Raw genomic sequence first — 18,989 nt, 5'->3', positions numbered from 1 at the left:
ACGCGCGTGAACAGCGCAACGCCGCCCGCGCAATACTCGGAACCTCTGATCGCCCTGCTTGCCGGCGAAGCCTCTGGCGACCTGCTCGGCGCCGAGTTGCTGGCCGCGCTGCGCGCACGCATCCCGCAGGCACGCTTCGTCGGCATCGGCGGGCCGCGCATGCGCGCGCAGGGCATGACCTGCTGGTACGACATCAACGCGCTGTCGGTGATGGGCCTCAGCGAGGTGTTGCGTCACTTGCCGCGCCTGCTGCGCCTGCGCCGCGAGCTGACACGGCGCCTGCAGCGCGAACGCCCGGCGCTGACCATCGGCATCGACGCGCCCGACTTCAATCTCGGCGTGGAGCGCGCGCTCAAGCAGGCCGGACTGCGCACCGCGCACTATGTGAGCCCATCGGTATGGGCTTGGCGCGAGGGACGCGCGGCCAGGCTGGGGGCCAGCGCGGACCGCGTGCTGTGCTTGTTTCCGATGGAGCCTGCGATCTATGCGCGTTACGCGGTCGATGCGCGCTTTGTCGGGCATCCTCTGGCGGACCATTTCGCCGCGCACAATGATCGCGCGGCGGCGCGTGCAGCACTCGGCATCGGCGCCGATACGCAGTTGCTGGCCGTGCTGCCAGGCAGCCGTCACGGTGAAGCGCAGCGTCTGTTGCCGGCATTCCTGGATGCCGCGACGCGGTTGCGCGGGCAGCGTCCGGCGCTGCACATCGGGATACCCGCCGCCAGTCCCACGCTGCGCAGGCAAATCGAAATCGCGCTGACCGGGCATGCGCTGCCCAGCGGCGCCGTGCGTGTGCTCGACGCCCAGGCCGACCTGTTGCTGCGTGCCGCCGATGCCGCGCTGCTGGCTTCCGGCACCGCCGCACTGGAAGCGGCACTGGCGCAGTGCCCGATGGTGGTCGGCTATCGCATCGCGCCGCTGACCCATTTCATCGTCAAACGTCTGGGCCTTGTGCGTGCCACGCGCTACAGCTTGCCCAACATCCTCGCCGGTCGCGACGTCGTGCCCGAACTGATGCAGGATGCATGCACCGGTCCACGCTTGGCCATGGCCCTGGCGCCACTGCTGGATGATCCCGCCGCGGCCGCCGCGCAACGCGCTGCGTTTCCGGCGCTGCACGCCATGCTGCACGCGGCGGACGCACCCACGGCCGCGGCAGCCGCCGCACGCGCGGCGCTGGATCTGCTCGCCCCATCCCCATGACAGCCCGGCATGCCTGCGGCGACAACGCCGATCTTTTCACCGGCAGCAGCGCCGTCGCGCGGCATATCGCTGGCGTCGACGAGGCCGGTCGCGGGCCACTGGCAGGGCCGGTGCTGGTCGCCGCGGTGATCCTCGATCCGGCGCGACCGATTGCCGGCCTGGCCGACTCCAAGACGCTGAGCGCGAAGCGACGCGAGGCATTGTTCGAACTCATCCGCGAGCGCGCGTTGGCGTATCGCATCGAGCGTGTCGAGGCCGCGGAGATCGACCGTCTCAACATCCTGCAGGCCACGCTGACCGGCATGGCGCGCGCGCTGCGTGGGCTGCTGCCTGCAGCCGACCTGGCCCTGATCGACGGCAACCGGCTGCCACGCGATCTGCCCTGCCCGGCGCACGCGATCGTGCGCGGGGATGCACTGGAACCGGCGATCAGCGCCGCCTCGATCCTGGCCAAGGTCAGCCGCGACCACTACATGCGCCAGCTGGACGCGGAATTTCCCGGTTACGGATTCGCCGTGCACAAGGGCTACCCGGTGCCCGCGCACCTGGCCGCCTTGCGTCAACTCGGACCTTGCCGCGAGCATCGTCGCAGTTTTGCGCCGGTGGCGCGCTGCGGCGTGCGCTGACTCAGCACGGCGTACCGCGCAGCCCTCGAATCAATGACGTCCGCCGTCGCCGTTGCGATCGCGCCAGTAGCCGTGATCACCGCCGCGGTGATCACGGCCCCCGCGCCCTTCATCGCGCCGGCCCTGATCACGCCAATAGCCGTGATCGCGACCACCACGCCACTCGCCGCGATAGCCGCGCCCACCCTCGTCGCGCCAGTAGCCGCGGTCACCCTCGCGCCATGCCCGGCCGCGCCAACCATCATCCGACGAGTAATAACGCGTGGTGTAGACGCGCTCGACCACCGGCTCCCGATAGACACGCTGGTAGTAGACCGGCGCGGGCTGGTAATAAACCGGTGCAGGGTAGTAGCCACCGTAACCACCCTCGTAATAGCCGCCCCCATAGCCGCGCCCACCCCAGCCCCAACCCGAGTTGACGTAGGCGCTGACGAAGCCATTGCCGCGGCAATGCGTGCAGCCCGAATAGCCGATGCCGAAACCCGGTCCGAACAGGCCAAGGCTGAAACCGAGGTTGCCGGCCATGGCCAGCGGCGCGGCCAGCAGCAGCAACATCGCGATCAGCACCAGCCCCGGACGACGTGTGTTGTTTGAGGATGCGTTCATGGCGTTCTCCCGTGTGTGCGCATCGTCATGCCCCGGCTCTGAGCCATCACTGAACCGGTTTCGATGCAGTGCACACTGCGTGTCAACGCACGCGCAGCAACCAGCAGCCGTGGATGTTGCTGCGCCGCTCGAAATCAAACGGCACGCTCGGCGCGCTCCAGTCCTCGACGCCAAGCCCGCTCGTCGCCAGTGCTTCGGCATCCAGCTTGAAGCGCCTGAAATTGTTGGAAAACACGATCACCCCATCCGGCGTCAGATGCGCCGCGCAGGCGCGCAGCAAGTCCACATGATCGCGCTGCACGTCGAAATCATCGGCGCGCTTGGAGTTGGAAAACGTCGGGGTGTCGACATAAATCACGCCATAACGCCGCGTATCGGCCGCCAGGAACGCGCGCGCGTCGGCTTGCACCAGTCGGTGCGCGCTGCCGCGAAAACCGTTGCGCAGCAGATTCCATGTCGCCCATTCGAGATAGGTGGCCGACAAGTCCACGCTGGTCGTACCCAGTGCGCCGCCTGCAGCCGCATACACGCTGCCGGTGCCGGTGTAGGCAAACAGATTCAACACCTGCTGGCCGGCGGCCAATGCCCGCAACCGCCCGCGCACGTTGCGGTGGTCGAGGAACAGGCCTGTATCCAGGTAATCGAACAGGTTGACCCGGAAAAACAGCCCGCCCTCCTGTACCTCCAGCCAGTGCGCGCGCGCATCCAGGTGACCGTAGCGCGCGCCGCCATGACCGCGCGCGCGGGTTTTCATGGCGATGCGCGCGCGCGGCACCACCAGCTCATGCGCGGCGGCGTGCAGCAAATCCTGCAGGCGGCGCGCGGCCAGGCCAGGCTCGATTTCGGCGGGCGCCTGATATTCCTGCACGTGCAGCCAGCGCTGCAGCGGTGCATCCGGATCGGCGGCAGCGGCGTCGCCGTCGATCGCGCGCGCGGGGTACACGTCGATCGCCGCGGCGTATTCGGGCAGATCGGCATCGTACAGGCGGTAGCAGTCAATGCCTTCGCGCTGCAGGCGTTTGCGCAGATGCTGCTCGCGCTTGTGCAGGCGGTTGACCAGCATCGATACCTGCTCCGTCAACGGCGCTGGCGTGCGCTGTACGCGCTCGGCGTGCACGCTGAACTGCAGCAGGTTGCAGGCCAGCGCGCCGTTATACAGGCGCTGACTGCGCTCCGGCTTGAGGCCCAGCATGTGGCCATCACCCTGCTCGCCGAACAGCAGCGCCGCGCGCCAGCCGCCGAAGCCGGCGCGCAGGCGCTCGCCCAGCATGCGGTACAGCGCCAGTACCTCGGGCATCTCGCCCAGGCGCTCGCCGTAGGGCGGGTTGCCGACCAGCAGGCCGCTGGCGCCCGCGACCGGCGGCAGCATATGCGCCACGTCGCCACGCTCGAGCTGGATGAAACCCGCCACACCGGCGCGCTGCGCATTGCCGCGCGTGGCGGTCAGCGCGTCCGGGTCGCGATCGCGGCCGTGAAACACCGGGCGCAGCGCGGTCAGTCCAACCCGCGCGGCCTGTTCGGCATCCGCGCGCAAGTGCTGCCACAGCGCGGCATCGTGGCCGCGCCAACACTCGAAGCCGAAGCGCGCGCGCGTGAGCCCTGGCGCAACCCCAGCAGCCATCAACGCACCCTCGATCAGCAGCGTGCCGGAGCCGCACATCGGATCGAAAAGCACGCCGCCGGCGGCATAGGTTTCGGGCCAGCGCGCGCGCAGCAGCATGGCTGCGGCAACGTTTTCCTTGAGCGGCGCGGCGCCTTGCTGCAACCGCCAGCCGCGCTGATGCAGCGGTGCGCCGGACAAGTCCAGCGACAGCGCCGCCTGATCGCGACGCAGGTGCAGATTCACGCGCACGTCGGGCTGCTCGCGGTCCACGCTGGGACGCACGCCATACGCGTCGCGAAATTGATCGACGATGGCATCCTTGACCGTCTGCGCGGCGAACTGGCTGTGTGTCAGCGTGCTCTGACTGAGGTTGGCGTCGACCGTCAGGCTGCCTTCGGGTGCCAGCAGCGCGGACCAGTCGATGCCCTGCACGCCGGCGTGCAGGGCGCGCGCATCTTCGGCAGCGAACTGCGCCAGCGGCAACAGCACGCGGCTGGCCAGACGCGAATATAGGCAAACGCGATACGCCGCCTCCAGTCCGCCCGCCAGATGCACGCCAGCCACCGTGGCGCGCGCCTGTGCCAGCCCCAGCCGGGTCAGCTCATCGCGCAGCAGTTCTTCCAGCCCTTTGGCGCAGGTGATGAACAGCGTGCTCATGCGGCGATGCGCGCCAGAAATCGCGCGAACTGCGCGGCGATGATATCGACATGCGCGCCCAGGCGGTGATCATCGTCCAGCAGCAGCATCTCGGCGCGATAAGCGCGCGCCACATTGAACATCGCCTCGACCGGGCACACCTCATCGCGCCAGCCATGCACCAGGCAGGCCGGCGTGCCTTCGGGCAAGGCGAAAGCCTGCGCGTAGCCAGGAATCAGCGGCGGCGTAGCCAGCAGGAAGACACCTGCCACCGCGCGATCGCATGCCACCAGGCCCGACACAAAGGCACCAAAACTCGAGCCCACCAGCACGCAACGCGCGTCGCGCGGCACGGCGGCACGCAGCCGCGCGATGCGCGGCGCCACCGCCGCGGCCAGCCCGTGTGCATCCAGATCGCGATAGTCCATGCGCACGCTGCGCCAACCGCAGGCCGCCGCCGCCACGGCCAGCGCGCTGACCTTGGTCGCCTGCGGGCCGCTGTCCATGCCGTGCGAAAGCACCACGCACCCTTGCGCCGCGCTCAAGTCCAGGCTCCAACATCAATACAGCGACTACGCATCGCGACACGGCCCATCGGCATCGGCAAAACACGATGGTATCAGGCGCCGCGCGAGCCCCATCGCATGCGACACTAGGGACGATGAGCGACGTGATCCATTGGCCCCTGCACTATGTCGAAGCGCTGGCGCCGCGCGCGCTCACGGCCATCGACCTGATCGTGCTGCATTGTACCGAGCTGCCCGATCTGGCCAGCGCGCGCGAGTATGGCGAGCGCGTGCTGTATGCCAGTGGCGCCGGCAACAGCGGCCACTATTACATCGACCGCGACGGGCGCAGCTATGGCTTCGTACCCGACGCGCGCGTGGCGCACCACGTACGCGGCCACAACGAACATTCAATCGGCATCGAGCTGATCAACCGCGGGCGCTGGCCGCACTGGCTGGACAGCCGCCACCAGGACATGGCCGAGGCGTACTCCGAAGCGCAGATCGACGCGCTGCGCACGCTGCTGCTCGACCTGCATGCGCACCTGCCGAATCTGCGCGCCATCGCCGGCCACGAGGATCTCGACCGCGAGCGCGTGCCGGCCAGCGACAATGCGCAACTCAGCGTGTGGCGCAAGCGCGATCCGGGACCGCGATTTCCATGGGATTGGGCACTGCACGATCTGCCATTGCAGCGCCTGCATCCCGCCACGACGCAAGACTGATGCTCTACGCCGCCGGGTGCGCCTGGCGCAGGCGCGCGATCGCATCGCGCAGCTGCGCGGCTTCCTCGAACTCCAGATTCTCGGCGTGCAGCAGCATGGCGGCTTCGAGACGCTTGATCTCGCTGTCACGCTGTGCCGGCGGCAGCGCCTCGCGCACCGCGTGCAACTGCTGCGCAGCCTGTGCCTCGGCGCCACGCGTGCGTCCACGCCGGCCCGGCATCGGCGCCGCGTCGCGCGCACCTTCCATGATGTCGCGCACCGCGCTGCTCACGCTGCGCGGGGTGATGCCGTGCGCGGCGTTGTACTCGGCCTGCTTGCCGCGGCGGCGCGCGGTTTCGTCGATCGCCGCCTGCATCGAGGGCGTGATGCGATCGCCGTAGAGAATCGCGGTGCCACGCAGGTTGCGCGCGGCGCGACCGATGGTCTGGATCAGCGCGGTGGTCGAACGCAGAAAACCTTCCTTGTCGGCATCCAGCACCGCCACCAACGACACCTCGGGCATGTCCAGGCCCTCGCGCAGCAGGTTGATGCCGACCAGCACGTCGAACGCACCCAGACGCAGGTCGCGGATGATCTCGACGCGCTCCACGGTTTCCACGTCGGCATGCAGATAGCGCACGCGCACGCCGTGCTCGTCGAGGAATTCGGTGAGGTTCTCGGCCATGCGCTTGGTCAGCGTGGTCACCAGCACGCGGTCGCCCAGCGCCACGCGCGCGCGAATCTCGCCGAGCAGGTCGTCGATCTGGGTACGCGCCGGGCGCACCTCGATCAGTGGATCGACCAGCCCGGTGGGACGCACCACCAGTTCGACGACCTCGCCACGCGAATGCTCCAGCTCGTAGCGCGCGGGCGTGGCGGAGACGAAGATGGTGCGCGGCGCGCGGCGCTCCCATTCTTCGAACTTCAGCGGCCGGTTGTCCAGCGCCGAAGGCAGGCGGAAACCGAACTCCACCAGAGTCTCCTTGCGCGAGCGGTCGCCCTTGTACATCGCCCCGAGCTGCGGGATGGTGACGTGCGATTCGTCCACCACCAGCAGCGCGTCGGCGGGCAGATAGTCGTACAGGCACGGTGGCGGCTCGCCGGGCATGTGCCCGGTGAGATGGCGCGAATAGTTCTCCACGCCGTTGCAGTAGCCGACCTCGGCCAGCATCTCCAGGTCGTACTGGGTGCGCTGCTGCAGGCGCTGCGCCTCGACCAGCCGCCCCGTGGCGTAAAGCTGTTCGAGGCGTTCGCGCAATTCTTCCTTGATGGTGTCGATGGCCTGCAGCACGGTGCGCCGCGTGCTGACGTAGTGCGAGCCGGGGAACACCGTGCAGCGCGGCAGCCGGCGCAGCGTTTCGCCGGTGAGCGGATCGAACTCGGCGAGGTTTTCGATCTCGCCGTCGAACAGCTCGATGCGCAGCGCGTGCGCGTCGTTCTCGGCCGGAAACACGTCCACCACCTCGCCGCGCACGCGGTAGCTGCCGCGGCGCAGGTCCATCTCGTTGCGCGTGTACTGCATCTCGGTGAGACGCCGGATCAGCTCGCGCTGGTCGATGCGATCGCCGCGCACCAGATGCAGCACCATGCGGAAGTATTCGTTCGGATCGCCCAGGCCATAGATCGACGACACCGTGGCCACGATCAGCGCATCCTTGCGTTCCAGCAACGCCTTGGTCGCGGACAGGCGCATCTGCTCGATGTGCTCGTTGCGGCTGGCGTCCTTCTCGATGTACGTGTCCGAGGACGGCACGTAGGCCTCGGGCTGGTAGTAGTCGTAGTAGCTGACGAAATACTCGACCGCGTTGTGCGGGAAAAATGCCTTGAACTCGCCGTACAACTGCGCGGCGAGAGTTTTGTTGTGCGCGATCACCAGGGTGGGTTTCTGCACCAGCGCCACCACGCTGGCGATGGTGTAGGTCTTGCCCGAGCCGGTCACGCCGAGCAGGGTCTGGTGCGCCAGCCCGGCCTCGAAACCGGCGCTGAGGCGACGGATGGCCTCGGGCTGGTCGCCGGCCGGCTGGTACGGTGCCACGAGTTCGAAAAGGTCGCTCATCGTCGCGCCAGTTTAACCCGCGCCGGTGCACGCTCCGTGCAGACGGCGGCATGGCGTGGCGTGCCCGCTCCCTATAATGCCGGCCTCGCCCGCGTCGGGCCTCGCAGTTGCCGGCATGAACACGCAGCCCAATTTCGAACAGATCCCGCTCAAGGACTTCGCCGAGCGCTCCTACCTCGATTATTCGATGTACGTGGTGCTGGATCGTGCCCTGCCCTTTCTCGGCGACGGCCTCAAGCCGGTGCAGCGGCGCATCATCTACGCGATGAGCGAGCTGGGCCTGGACGCCACCGCAAAGCCGAAGAAATCGGCGCGCACCGTCGGCGACGTGATCGGCAAGTTCCACCCGCACGGCGACAGCGCCTGCTACGAAGCCATGGTGCTGATGGCGCAGCCGTTCTCGTACCGCTACCCGCTGATCAACGGCCAGGGCAACTTCGGCTCGCCGGACGACCCGAAAAGTTTCGCCGCGATGCGCTACACCGAATCGCGGCTGACGCCCTTCGCCGAACTGCTGCTCGGCGAGCTCGGCCAGGGCACGGTGGAATGGACGCCCAATTTCGACGGCACGCTGCAGGAGCCTTCGTGGCTGCCGGCGCGGGTGCCGAACATCCTGCTCAATGGCGCCACCGGCATCGCCGTGGGCATGGCCACTGATATTCCGCCGCACAACCTGCGCGAGGTGGTCAGCGCCTGCATCCGCCTGCTGGAAGATCCGGACGCCACGCTCGACGACCTGTGCGAGCACGTGCGCGGACCGGATTTCCCCACCGCCGCCGAGATCATCACGCCGCGCCACGAACTGCGCGCCCTGTACGCCAGCGGCAACGGCTCGGTGCGCGCGCGTGCGGTGTACACGCGCGAGGACGCCAATATCGTCATCACCGCGCTGCCCTACCAGGTTTCGCCGGCCAAGGTCCTCGAACAGATCGCCGCGCAAATGCGCGCCAAGAAGCTGCCGCTGCTGGAAGACCTGCGCGACGAATCCGACCACGAGAAACCCATCCGCCTGGTCCTGGTGCCGCGCTCGAATCGCGTCGACGCCGACGAGCTGATGCAGCACCTGTTCGCCACCACGGACCTGGAAAAGAGCTTCCGCGTCAACCTCAACGTGATCGGCCTCGACGGCAAGCCGCAGGTGAAAAACCTGCGCGCCATCCTCGGCGAGTGGCTGCGCTTCCGCATCGACACGGTCACGCGGCGCCTGAGCCACCGCCTGGACAAGATCGAGCATCGCCTGCACCTGCTCGAAGCCCTGCGCGTGGTGTTCCTGAATGTGGACGAGGTGATCCGCATCGTGCGCAGCGAGGACGAACCCAAGCCGGTGCTGATGCAGCGCTTCGCGCTCAGCGAGGTGCAGGCCGACTACATCCTGGAAACGCGCCTGCGGCAACTGGCGCGGCTGGAGGAGATGAAGCTCAACGCCGAGCGCGACCAGCTCGAGCAGGAACGCGCGCGCATCAACGTACTGCTGAAGTCGCCGGCCAAGCTGCGCGGACTGATCCGCGACGAGTTGCGCAGTGACGCCGAAAAATACGGCGACGCGCGCCGCAGCCCGCTGATCGAGCGCCAGGCCGCGCAGGCGCTGGAGCAGAGCGCGCTGATCACCGCCGAGCCGGTGACCGTGGTGCTCAGCGAAAAAGGCTGGGTGCGCGCCGCCAAGGGGCACGACGTGGATGCCGCCGCACTGGGCTACCGCGAGGGCGATGGTTTTCTCGCCGCCGCGCGCGGACGCAGTACGCAGCAGGCGATCTTCATCGACAGCAGCGGACGCAGCTACAGCACGCCTGCGCACACCCTGCCCTCGGCACGCGGCAACGGCGAGCCACTGACCGGACGCTTCACCCTGCCCGCCGGCGCGCAGGTGCAGGCGCTGACACTGGGTGAGACGCAACAGAAGCTGGTGCTGGCCAGTAGCGCCGGCTACGGTTTCGTCGCCACGCTCGAGGCACTCAGCGGGCGCAACAAGGCCGGCAAGCAAGTGATCAACCTCGACGACGGCGCACGCGTGCTGGAACCAGCGCACGTGCAGGACAGCGCGCGCGACCGCATCGTCGTGGCCACCAGCGCCGGCCATCTGCTGATGTTTTCGGTGGCCGAACTGCCCGAGCTTGAACGCGGCAAGGGCCTCAAGCTCATCGAGATTCCCAAGGCCAAGCGCGGCAGCGAGGGCGAAACCGTGGTCGGCATCGCGGTGGTGGCCGAAGGCGGCGCCATCACGCTGTATGCCGGCCAGCGCAAGCTCGGCCTGAAGTGGTCGGACCTGGTTGCCTACGGCGGCGCGCGCGCCAGCCGCGGCGGTCTGTTGCCACGCGGGCTGCGCGGGGTGGATCGCATCGAGGCCGTGACGGACTGAACGGCGGCGATTCGCTGCCTCTCCCGATGGGAGATGTTGGCGCGCAGCGCCTGGTGAGGGTGCGCCTCAACGCCTGTTCTTCTCCCCTCTCCCCTCGGGAGAGGGGGCGCGCAGCGCCGGGTGAGGGTTCGCACCTGCTTGGCATGCGTTGTACGTGAACGACCGTTCTTGCGCTGGGCTTGGCAAGGCTCCCTTGTTCCGTGCGGCTGCCGCCGCGCGGGTTCCTTTCTTTGGGTCGGCAAAGAAAAGGAACCAAAGAAAGCCGACCCCGACCACAGCGCCCGCTGCGCGGGTCCGCGTGCCTGTGCGGGGCGCGCCGATGGCCATCCCTGGCCTACGGCGCGTGAGCGCGATCTCGGTCCGTGCATCCTGCACGGGCCGGATCGTCCGGCCCGCAACATCGTGTTGCGGGCGTTCGGCAGCCGTGGCTGCCTCACCCCGCGCGCTCACACTTCGTGCTCGTCCCGCGCAGTCCCGCTGCTGCCGAAGGGGGATGAAGATCAAGAACCAAGGCCAGCGCATGCTCGCGCTGTTGCTGTTGCCGTTGCCGTGGCCGTTGCTGTTGCCGTTGCCAGCGTTGGCCAGCGCCGAGCAGCGCAGTCGGGCGCGAGAGCAAGGCGCGCCTGTTCGAGCCCAGGGATGGACGAGTTCGCGCCGGGCGCAGCGTATGCGCTGCGCGCACGCGCCGGGATGGCGCGGGCCGGGCTTGGCTGCGAAGCAGGATGCGAAAGCGGACAAGGCGCCCGGTGAGCAGCGCAGGGCACCCCGCGCAGCGGGGCGCAGGCCGTCGCGTGGACGGCTTTGGTTACTTTCCCCAAGAGGAAAGTAACCCGCGCGGCGGCGTCCGCACGGAACAGGGCAAGCTTGCGATGCCACGCGCAAGAGCGATCGTCCACGCGCCAGAGTCAGCGCAAGCGCCACAGCGAGATCCTTCGCGATGCTAAGGATGACAACGCGCGGTGGCAACGGCATGGAACACAACGACCTGCCACGCAACGCACACAAGCCTCGTTCGCGCGGGATGCGCGCCAACGGTCAAGCTATTGGCACGTGAAATCTCCATCGCTGCAGCGCAACCACGCTGGCACAAGACGCATGACACACTTGCGCGCAGTGCACGGGAACTCCATCCACATGAACGCCACGGCAAACACCACACCACGCGCGCGCTGGCGCCGACGCCTGGGCTGGAGCGCCACCGCACTGCTGGCGCTGCTGTTGCTGGCGTTCGCCGCGGCGTGGCTGCTGCTGGCCGGCAGCCGCCCACGCCTGGATGGGCACCAAGTGCTGCCCGGCCTGGCCGCGCCGGTGCAAGTGCAACGCGATGCGCTGGGAGTCGCGCGCATCAGCGCGCGCAACCGCATCGACCTCGCCTATGCGCTGGGCTTCGTGCACGGTCAGGAACGCTTTTTCGAGATGGACCTGATGCGCCGCGCCGCCGCTGGCGAGCTGTCCGCGCTGGTCGGGCCGGCGGCGCTGAAGCTCGATCGCGCCAACCGTGCGTACCGCTTCCGCGCGCTGGCGCAGCGCATCGTCGCGCAACTGCCGGCGGACCAGCGCGGCCTGCTCGATGCCTACGCGCGCGGCGTCAACGCCGGACTCGACGCGCTGGACGTGCGTCCCTGGGAATACCTGTTGCTGCGCAAGAAACCGCGACCGTGGACGCCGGCGGACAGCATCCTCGTCGTCGATGCCATGTACCTGGACCTGACCACGCCGCGCTTCAATGCCGTGCAGCGCGCACGCCTGCAAGTGGTGCTGCCGGAGCCACTGGTCGCGTTCCTGACCGCGCCTGACCCGCGCTGGGAAGCCCCGCTGCAAGGCATGCCGTCGACGCCGGTGCCCTTGCCCGACGCCAGCGTGTTCGATCTGCGCAGCGCGCCGCCGGCGCCCGCGCTGCAAGCCGCGGCGCTGGCCACGGCCTTGCATGAGCACGCGGTGATCGGCAGCAACAGTTTCGCCGTGAGCGGCCAGCTCACCGCCAGCGGCGCGGCCATCGTCGCCAACGACATGCACCTCGGCCTGGGCGTGCCCAACATCTGGTATCGCGCCGAATTGCGCTATCCCGACCCCGCCGATCGCGCGCGCGAAATCACGCTCGACGGCGTCACCCTGCCCGGCGCGCCGCTGCTGGTGGCCGGCACCAATGGCCATATCGCCTGGGGCTTCACCGACAGCTACGGCAAGTGGCGCGACTGGGTGCGCGTGCGGCGCGATCCCGCCGATCCCGCGCGCTACCGCGTGCCCGGCGGCTGGGCCACGCTGCGCGTGCATCACGAGGTGATCGAGGTGGCCGGCGCCAAGCCGGTGCCACTGATCGTGCGCGACACGATCTGGGGACCGATCATGGCGCATGGCCCGCACGGCACGCCGCTGGCCATGGACTGGATCGCGCTGCATCCGCGCGCGGTCAATCTCGATCTGCTGCACCTTGAGACCGCGACCAGCGTCGATCAGGCGCTGGCGATCGCGCCGACCCTGGGCATCCCGCCGCAGAACTTCATCGTCGGCGACGCGCAGGGCCACATCGGCTGGACCCTCGCCGGCGACGCGATCCCGCTGCGGCGGGGTTTTGATGCGAACCTGCCCGCCGATTTCTCGCAGCCTGGCGTGGGCTGGACGGGCTGGCTGGCGCCGGCCGACTATCCGCGCATCGTCGATCCGCCCGATGGCCGCCTGTGGACCGCCAACAATCGCGTGCTCGGCGGCGCCGCGCTGGCGCTGGAAGGCAACGGCGGCTACGACCTCGGCGCGCGCGCGCAGCAACTGCGCGATGACTTGAACGCGCGCCAGCGCTTCAGCCCGCAGGACATGCTCGACATCCAGCTCGACGACCGCGCCGTGTTCATGCAGCACTGGTACGGCCTGCTGCGCGACACGCTCACGCAGAATCCGCAGCCACCGCGACTGCGCGCGCTGGCCGCCGCCACGCAGACCTGGAGCGGCCGCGCCGGCATCGACAGCGTGGCCTACCACGCCGCGCGCGCCTTCCGCGAGAAGGTCATCGAAGCCGTGCTGGCGCCCTTCGTGGCGCGCGTCAAGGCGCGTTACCCGCACTTCGTCTGGCCCGGCGGCGACACCCGCGAATACGCGGTGTGGACACTGGTGACACAACGCCCGCCGTGGCTGCTCGATCGCCGCTATCCGAGCTGGGACGCGCTGCTCGCCGACTGCGCGCAGCAGGTTGCTGATGATTTCGCCAAGGCACCCGGCGGCATCGCCGCGCAAACCTGGGGCCGGCGCAACACCACGCGCATCGATCACCCGCTGTCCGCGGCGCTGCCCGTGCCGCTGCGCTGGTTGATCGATCAGCCGCGCACGCAACTGCCCGGCGACAGCAACATGCCACGCGTGCAAGCCCCCGCCTTCGGTGCCTCGGAACGCTTCGGCATCATGCCCGGGCACCTGGCCGAAAGTTACCTGCACATGCCCGGCGGCCAGAGCGACAACCCCTTGTCGCCCTACTACGACGCCGGCTGGCAAGCCTGGGCCAAGGGTCAAGCCACGCCGCTGCGGCCCGGACCGGCGCAGCACACGCTGCTGCTGGTGCCGGCTCCGCGGCGAAGGTGAGATGCACGTGCGCATGTTTCGAAAATTTCCTGCATCCAGAATGCCCGCAACGGCATCTAAGTAGTACCACTCACCTGGAGACCTGCCATGTGGAGCACCGCCTCAACCGCTATGCTGGTTCCGATTTTCGGAATCATTTTCGTATTTGGCATTCCGATCGTCGCCATCATCGGCGGCATCATGTATGCCAGCCGACGCGCCCGGTTGCAGCAAGAGCTGCTGATGAAACTGGCCGAGACTGGCCAGCCGATCCCGCCCGAGCTCTTCCATTCGGACTTGTTCAACGGGCGCCGTACGGGCAAGTCCCCGCTGCGTGGCGGCCTTGTCGTCTCCGCGGCCGGTATCGGGGTGATGCTCTATGGATGGATCCTTGGCGAAACCTCGCTGGTGGCTGCCGGCCTGATTCCACTGGTGATCGGTCTTGCGCTGCTCCTCGCCGCCGTGATCGAGGGGCGCAAGTCCAAAGCGACAATCACGCCTGATACGACAACCACTCCATCCTGAAGCGCACGAATCCGACGTACTCATGGCCACCACGGACGAGGCGCGCCGGATCGATCTGGCGCGCCAAGGTGATCGAAACGCCTTTGCCGAATTGGTGCGCGCCCACCAGGGTCCAGTGCGCGCACTGTTACGCCGCCTCAGCGGCGGCCAGTGCGCGCTCGCCGATGACCTGGCCCAGGAGACCTTTCTGCGTACTTGGCAGAGCCTGCCTCGGTTCCGCGGCGAGGCCGGCTTCGGCACCTGGCTGTATCGCATTGCCTACAACACGTATCTGATGCATGTGCGCAGTGCCAAAGGCGCGGCCGAGGCCCATGCCGCCAACCTTGACGAAAGCGAGAACCAGGACACATCTTCCATGCCCAGCATGGATGGGGTGGCACACGGTGAAGTCCAGCGCGCGCTGCTGATTTTGAGCCCGGCGGAGCGCGCCGCGATCCTGCAGTGCTACTACCTTGGATTGAGTCATGCGGAAGCGGCAACCGTCCTCAACTGTCCGCTGGGCACGGTGAAATCCCATCTCCACAGAGCCCTGGGCAAGCTGCGCGATCACTTGGGCGAGTCCATGAACAAGAGAGTCTCCGATGCACCTTACGAACAACCCCTCCGTGCCTGACACGACAAACCTCCGCGGATTCGAATCGATCGAGGCGCTGCTGCGTGCCGATGCCGAGCGCCAGCAGCCCATTGATGACGACGGATTCACGGCGCGTGTGATGGTGCGCCTGCTCATCCAGCGCGCCGAGTCACCCTGGCGCTGGGCGTTGCCCAACTTGATCGTCGTACTGGGCGTGATGACGGTTCTGCTGACCGGCACGCTGATGCAGGGCCTTGAGCCGCATCTGCTGACTGGAAGCGTCCTGGCGCTTCCGATCGGAATTGCATGGCCAAGTCTGGTGGTCGCCGCCGCCGTGAGCCTGGGTGTGTATTTCAGTATGGATGTGCCATGGCCATGGGGGCAGGAAGATCCAGTACGGGAGTCGACCTGATCCGCCAACGAACAGATCGGGCGCCGGTCGTCGATGCCTGCGTCGAGGCCGAAATCCGGTGACCAGCGGCTCTGCAATTTGGCATCATGCCCAGGCATCTGGCCGAAAGTTACCTGCACATGCCCGGCGGCCAGAGCGACAACCCCTCGTCGCCCTACTACGACGCCGGCTGGCAAGCGTGGGCCAAGGGTCGACCGACACCGCTGCTGCCCGGACACGCACAGCACACGCTGCTGCTGGTGCCGGATGCGCGTGGGCGTTGAGGCGCAGGGTTGGATTGGGGCGACTCGATGGCGCGGTTGATGATATTGCGCCCTCGAAAATGCGGATGTACCGTCAATGCCGGTCGCATCGTCATGCAGTGGAGTTCGCCCGTGCTGGTTCATTGCCTGTAACGGACATGTTTCGACCTCAAACAGTCACTTGTCCCGTTTGTGCAGCTCTGCGTTGTTTTAATACCTTTCTTTTGGAACCGCTCTGTTATGCGTATAGTCACTGCTATAGCCGCACTGGGCGTGATAGCCGGGTTGGCGCCTGGACTGGTTTTTGCCGTGGGCACAGGTGGCCCGGGTAGCATGCAAATGGGAGCGATGCCGAAACATCTTCCAAAGCCAGGCAAGCCGATTGCGTATCAGACGGCTCGACCGCTGATTAAATACAGTAATTCAGCTGGTACCCGCATAGGCCGCAGAAAGCACCAAACCATCAAGTTCATGGGGCATAACATTCGCATTGTGATGGTCGCCGTTGAACCCGGGTCACCCGATCAGACGTTTGAAATTCATAAGCTTGTCGATCCGGAAGTCGAGGTATCGGCTGGGGCAAGAATTACATTGACGCTTTTGAACATGGATTACGGTGCAAGCATGATTCATGGGGTGGTCGTTGGCCACGCCAAGCCACCCTACAAAGTAATTGTACCTGTACCTGTGACCGGTCAGATCGCTGAAATACCTATGACAATGCCGCGCACGTTGCGATCTGTCAAGAAATCTGAATACTTCGTTGACACGACCACATTCAATGCGCCGCAAAAACCTGGTTATTATTATTATTTTTGCCAAATGCCTGGTCATGCGAAAACTGGCATGTACGGAAAGTTTGTGGTCGTGCCGTGAGACGCGCGGCAAGCGACGGGCGCAGCTTGCCTCCGCATTGCCAGTTGTTGCAGCCAATCAGGTGGCCGCTTACCTATGATGAGCAGTTTGCGAAACCTCCCACGCCGCCGCTGTCGAAGTGAAGTGACTTATTCGGAGCTTGCCGCATGACCTTGAACCGTCCCGCGTTTCGTGAAGGCAGTTCGAGCTGAGTTGGACAGTCACCAACGTCCGGTCAGGACCGGTTGCCGCCAATGCCGACAACTGGCTCCGATGACGGCTTACTGCTCAAAGCACCCGTTGCACGCCACATCAAGCCGACCATCGAAGAGCACATCAGGCCAACCTGGACAGAATCCGCACTTCTTGCCGATCAGCCCGTTGCATCCGTCCGCGAGCACGCGGACCAAGAGGGCCTTTCGCGATATGCGCCTGCACAAGGTTCTCAGGCATGCGCTCTTGGCCGGGCAATGATCCTGGATTGTCGACGCCATGATCGGCTAGTTACGACGCCAGCCGGAGAGCCTGCAGCGGACCTGCCATTACAATGAGCGGATGTCCCTTGTCCAATTGCACCGTGTCGACTTCAGCATCGGCGGCCCACTCCTGCTCGAACGTGTCGATTTATCCATCGAAGCGAACGAACGGGTATGTGTCGTCGGGCGCAACGGCGAAGGCAAATCCACCCTCCTGAAGCTGGTCAGCGGCGAGCTGCGCGCCGACGACGGCGAGGTGCGCGCGCAAAGCGGGATCGTCATGGCGCGCCTGCCACAAGAGGTGCCGCAAGACACCGCTGGCAGCGTGTTCGACGTGGTGGCGGAGGGGTTAGGCGACCTCGGCCGGTTGCTGGCACGCTACCAACACCTGCTGGCCATCGGCGACCTCGACGCGCTGGGCGATGCCCAGGCGAAGATCGAAGCGCAGCACGGCTGGGATCTGAATCGCCGCGTTGAAGACGTACTGACCCAGTTGGAACTTCCCGGTGAAATGGAATTTTCCGCGCTGTCCGGCGGCATGAAACGACGCGCGTTCCTGGCGCAAGCACTGGTCCGCAAGCCAGACATCCTGCTGCTGGACGAACCCACCAACCATCTGGATATCGAGGCCATCAGTTGGCTGCAAACCTTCCTCAAGCAGTTTGCAGGCAGCATCATCTTCATCTCGCACGACCGCACTTTTCTGCGCGCCTTGGCCACACGCATTGTCGAAATCGATCGCGGCATGGTGACCGACTGGCCCGGCGACTACGACAATTACCTGCGTCGTCGTGAGGAACGTCTGCACGCGGAAAACCAGGCCAATGCGCTCTTCGACAAGAAGCTGGCGCGGGAAGAGGTATGGATTCGCCAGGGCATCAAGGCGCGACGCACGCGAAATGAAGGCCGGGTGCGCGCATTGCAGGCGCTGCGCAACGAGCGGTCGAAACGACGCGACGTTGCCGGCAACGTGAAGATGGCGCTGGGACACACGCACGCTTCAGGCAAGAAGGTCATCGACCTCAAGCACGTCAGCCATGGCTTCGACGGCCGCGTGCTGATCGACGACCTGAGCACCGCGGTGATGCGCGGCGACCGTATCGGCATCATCGGCCCGAACGGCGCCGGCAAAAGCACCCTGCTGAAAATCATGCTGGGTGAGTTGGTTCCGCAACATGGCACCGTCCATCTCGGCACCGGAACGCAGATCGCGTACTTCGACCAGCACCGTCTGCAACTGGACGACTCACTCAATGCAATCGACAACGTTGCTGGCGGTCACGAGTTCATCGAGCTGAATGGTCAGCGCAAGCACATCATCGGCTACCTGCAGGATTTCCTGTTTTCGCCGGACCGCGCGCGTGCGCCCATCTCCCGCCTGTCGGGCGGCGAGCGCAATCGCCTCCTGTTGGCCAAGTTGTTCGCGCAACCGTCCAACCTGTTGGTGATGGACGAACCGACCAACGACCTCGATGTGGAAACGCTGGAACTGCTGGAAGAGTTGCTGCTTGAATACAAGGGCACCTTGCTGCTGGTGTCGCATGACCGCGCTTTCCTCGACAACGTCGTCTCAAGCACACTGGTGCTGGAAGGCCAGGGCCGGATCGGTGAATACGTCGGCGGTTACACCGACTGGCTGCGCCAGCGCCCGGCCACCCAACGCGCCACGCCAAGTGCAGGCAAGCCCGCCGGGAAAGTCGATACCCCGCCGGCGAGAGTAAAGCGCAAGCTCAGCTTCAAGGACCAACGCAAGCTGGAGCAGTTGCCCGGGCGCATCGAACAACTGGAAAGCGAGATCGCCAGCCAGATGGCAGCGATGAATGAACCGGCATTCTTCCAGCAAGCAAGCAGCGCGATCGTGCAATCCAACACGGCGCTGGCCGTGCTGCAAGCCGAACTGGACACTGCCTACGCGCACTGGGCCGAACTGGACGGCTAGGCGCTTGCACTACCTTTGATTGCGCGTGATGCCGCTGCTGAACCTGCCGCGGGCGTTGAGCCATGTTGACCAGCAGGTGTCGCATTTCAGCATGAAACGTCTGCTTCGGGCCGACAGCAAT

At 66.5% G+C, this 18,989-nt stretch carries 15 protein-coding genes; 11 read left to right on the top strand and 4 right to left on the bottom strand.

The window, feature by feature from the left end:
* Positions 1–6 precede the first annotated feature (6 nt).
* Both lpxB and rnhB read left to right on the top strand, forming a co-directional pair.
* Entirely contained in the window at positions 7–1,203 is a 1,197-nt protein-coding gene (lpxB, locus tag Mschef_RS06855) for a lipid-A-disaccharide synthase (protein ID WP_136256510.1), read from the top strand.
* Positions 1,200–1,829, top strand: coding sequence for a ribonuclease HII (gene rnhB / locus Mschef_RS06850; RefSeq protein ID WP_081127101.1), 630 nt, complete (start codon positions 1,200–1,202; stop codon positions 1,827–1,829). Before lpxB ends, rnhB begins: the two co-directional genes overlap by 4 nt.
* Positions 1,830–1,859: 30 nt before the next feature.
* Here rnhB and Mschef_RS06845 read toward each other — a convergent pair whose 3' ends face one another.
* The 3 genes from Mschef_RS06845 to Mschef_RS06835 all read right to left on the bottom strand — a co-directional run bounded on the left by Mschef_RS06845 (position 1,860) and on the right by Mschef_RS06835 (position 5,219).
* A complete protein-coding gene (locus Mschef_RS06845) occupies positions 1,860–2,435 on the bottom strand; it encodes a PXPV repeat protein (protein ID WP_081127100.1) in 576 nt (191 codons plus the stop codon).
* An 82-nt stretch (positions 2,436–2,517) separates the two neighbouring features.
* On the bottom strand, positions 2,518–4,695 hold the full coding sequence (gene rlmKL, locus Mschef_RS06840) for a bifunctional 23S rRNA (guanine(2069)-N(7))-methyltransferase RlmK/23S rRNA (guanine(2445)-N(2))-methyltransferase RlmL (protein WP_081127099.1): 2,178 nt from the start codon (positions 4,693–4,695) through the stop codon (positions 2,518–2,520).
* The gene (locus Mschef_RS06835) at positions 4,692–5,219 is read right to left on the bottom strand and encodes an alpha/beta hydrolase (RefSeq protein ID WP_242426482.1); all 528 of its coding nucleotides are present in this window, start codon (positions 5,217–5,219) and stop codon (positions 4,692–4,694) included. The genes rlmKL and Mschef_RS06835 overlap by 4 nt, the downstream gene beginning before the upstream one ends.
* A 116-nt stretch (positions 5,220–5,335) precedes the next feature.
* Here Mschef_RS06835 and Mschef_RS06830 point away from each other — a divergent pair, with 116 nt between their 5' ends.
* Entirely contained in the window at positions 5,336–5,905 is a 570-nt protein-coding gene (locus Mschef_RS06830) for an N-acetylmuramoyl-L-alanine amidase (protein ID WP_081127098.1), read from the top strand.
* 4 nt (positions 5,906–5,909) lie between these two features.
* Here the strand turns inward: Mschef_RS06830 and uvrB are convergent, their stop codons facing one another.
* Entirely contained in the window at positions 5,910–7,940 is a 2,031-nt protein-coding gene (uvrB, locus tag Mschef_RS06825; RefSeq protein WP_081127097.1) for an excinuclease ABC subunit UvrB, read from the bottom strand.
* Between the two features lie 115 nt (positions 7,941–8,055).
* Between uvrB and parC the strand changes: the two genes are divergently transcribed.
* The 8 genes from parC (at position 8,056) to Mschef_RS06795 (ending at position 18,868) form a co-directional block, all read left to right on the top strand.
* Entirely contained in the window at positions 8,056–10,296 is a 2,241-nt protein-coding gene (gene parC / locus Mschef_RS06820) for a DNA topoisomerase IV subunit A (protein ID WP_081127096.1), read from the top strand.
* A 1,134-nt stretch (positions 10,297–11,430) separates the two neighbouring features.
* The gene (locus tag Mschef_RS06815) at positions 11,431–13,866 is read left to right on the top strand and encodes a penicillin acylase family protein (RefSeq protein WP_081127095.1); all 2,436 of its coding nucleotides are present in this window, start codon (positions 11,431–11,433) and stop codon (positions 13,864–13,866) included.
* 87 nt (positions 13,867–13,953) lie between these two features.
* Positions 13,954–14,370: a DUF6249 domain-containing protein gene (locus tag Mschef_RS06810; protein ID WP_136256511.1), complete on the top strand. Its 417-nt coding sequence runs from the start codon at positions 13,954–13,956 to the stop codon at positions 14,368–14,370.
* A 22-nt stretch (positions 14,371–14,392) separates the two neighbouring features.
* Positions 14,393–14,983 (top strand): RNA polymerase sigma factor, encoded by a 591-nt coding sequence (locus tag Mschef_RS06805; RefSeq protein WP_081127093.1) that lies wholly within the window; start codon positions 14,393–14,395, stop codon positions 14,981–14,983.
* On the top strand, positions 14,976–15,356 hold the full coding sequence (locus Mschef_RS06800; RefSeq protein WP_081127092.1) for a hypothetical protein: 381 nt from the start codon (positions 14,976–14,978) through the stop codon (positions 15,354–15,356). The genes Mschef_RS06805 and Mschef_RS06800 overlap by 8 nt, the downstream gene beginning before the upstream one ends.
* A gap of 86 nt (positions 15,357–15,442) precedes the next feature.
* Positions 15,443–15,619 (top strand): penicillin acylase family protein, encoded by a 177-nt coding sequence (locus tag Mschef_RS17190; RefSeq protein WP_136256512.1) that lies wholly within the window; start codon positions 15,443–15,445, stop codon positions 15,617–15,619.
* A 219-nt stretch (positions 15,620–15,838) separates the two neighbouring features.
* Complete coding sequence (locus Mschef_RS17185) at positions 15,839–16,474, top strand: cupredoxin domain-containing protein (RefSeq protein WP_136256513.1); 636 nt, start codon at positions 15,839–15,841, stop codon at positions 16,472–16,474.
* Positions 16,475–17,008: 534 nt separating this feature from the next.
* A complete protein-coding gene (locus Mschef_RS06795; RefSeq protein WP_081127091.1) occupies positions 17,009–18,868 on the top strand; it encodes an ATP-binding cassette domain-containing protein in 1,860 nt (619 codons plus the stop codon).
* Positions 18,869–18,989 lie beyond the last annotated feature (121 nt).

Source organism: Metallibacterium scheffleri (assembly GCF_002077135.1).
Classification (GTDB): domain Bacteria; phylum Pseudomonadota; class Gammaproteobacteria; order Xanthomonadales; family Rhodanobacteraceae; genus Metallibacterium; species Metallibacterium scheffleri.
The sequence above is the reverse complement of the archived record's forward strand: the minus strand, read 5'-3'. Positions and strand labels throughout refer to the sequence as shown.

What these genes read in the sequence shown, in the direction of transcription:
- Mschef_RS06805 (WP_081127093.1), top strand. Translation starts at nt 14,393, where the DNA reads ATGGCCACCACGGACGAGGCGCGCCGGATCGATCTGGCGCGCCAAGGT.
- Mschef_RS17190 (WP_136256512.1), top strand. Translation starts at nt 15,443, where the DNA reads ATGCCCAGGCATCTGGCCGAAAGTTACCTGCACATGCCCGGCGGCCAG.
- Mschef_RS17185 (WP_136256513.1), top strand. Translation starts at nt 15,839, where the DNA reads ATGCGTATAGTCACTGCTATAGCCGCACTGGGCGTGATAGCCGGGTTG.
- uvrB (WP_081127097.1), bottom strand. Translation starts at nt 7,940, where the DNA reads ATGAGCGACCTTTTCGAACTCGTGGCACCGTACCAGCCGGCCGGCGAC.
- rnhB (WP_081127101.1), top strand. Translation starts at nt 1,200, where the DNA reads ATGACAGCCCGGCATGCCTGCGGCGACAACGCCGATCTTTTCACCGGC.
- Mschef_RS06830 (WP_081127098.1), top strand. Translation starts at nt 5,336, where the DNA reads ATGAGCGACGTGATCCATTGGCCCCTGCACTATGTCGAAGCGCTGGCG.
- Mschef_RS06810 (WP_136256511.1), top strand. Translation starts at nt 13,954, where the DNA reads ATGTGGAGCACCGCCTCAACCGCTATGCTGGTTCCGATTTTCGGAATC.
- Mschef_RS06815 (WP_081127095.1), top strand. Translation starts at nt 11,431, where the DNA reads ATGAACGCCACGGCAAACACCACACCACGCGCGCGCTGGCGCCGACGC.
- Mschef_RS06845 (WP_081127100.1), bottom strand. Translation starts at nt 2,435, where the DNA reads ATGAACGCATCCTCAAACAACACACGTCGTCCGGGGCTGGTGCTGATC.
- rlmKL (WP_081127099.1), bottom strand. Translation starts at nt 4,695, where the DNA reads ATGAGCACGCTGTTCATCACCTGCGCCAAAGGGCTGGAAGAACTGCTG.
- parC (WP_081127096.1), top strand. Translation starts at nt 8,056, where the DNA reads ATGAACACGCAGCCCAATTTCGAACAGATCCCGCTCAAGGACTTCGCC.
- Mschef_RS06795 (WP_081127091.1), top strand. Translation starts at nt 17,009, where the DNA reads ATGTCCCTTGTCCAATTGCACCGTGTCGACTTCAGCATCGGCGGCCCA.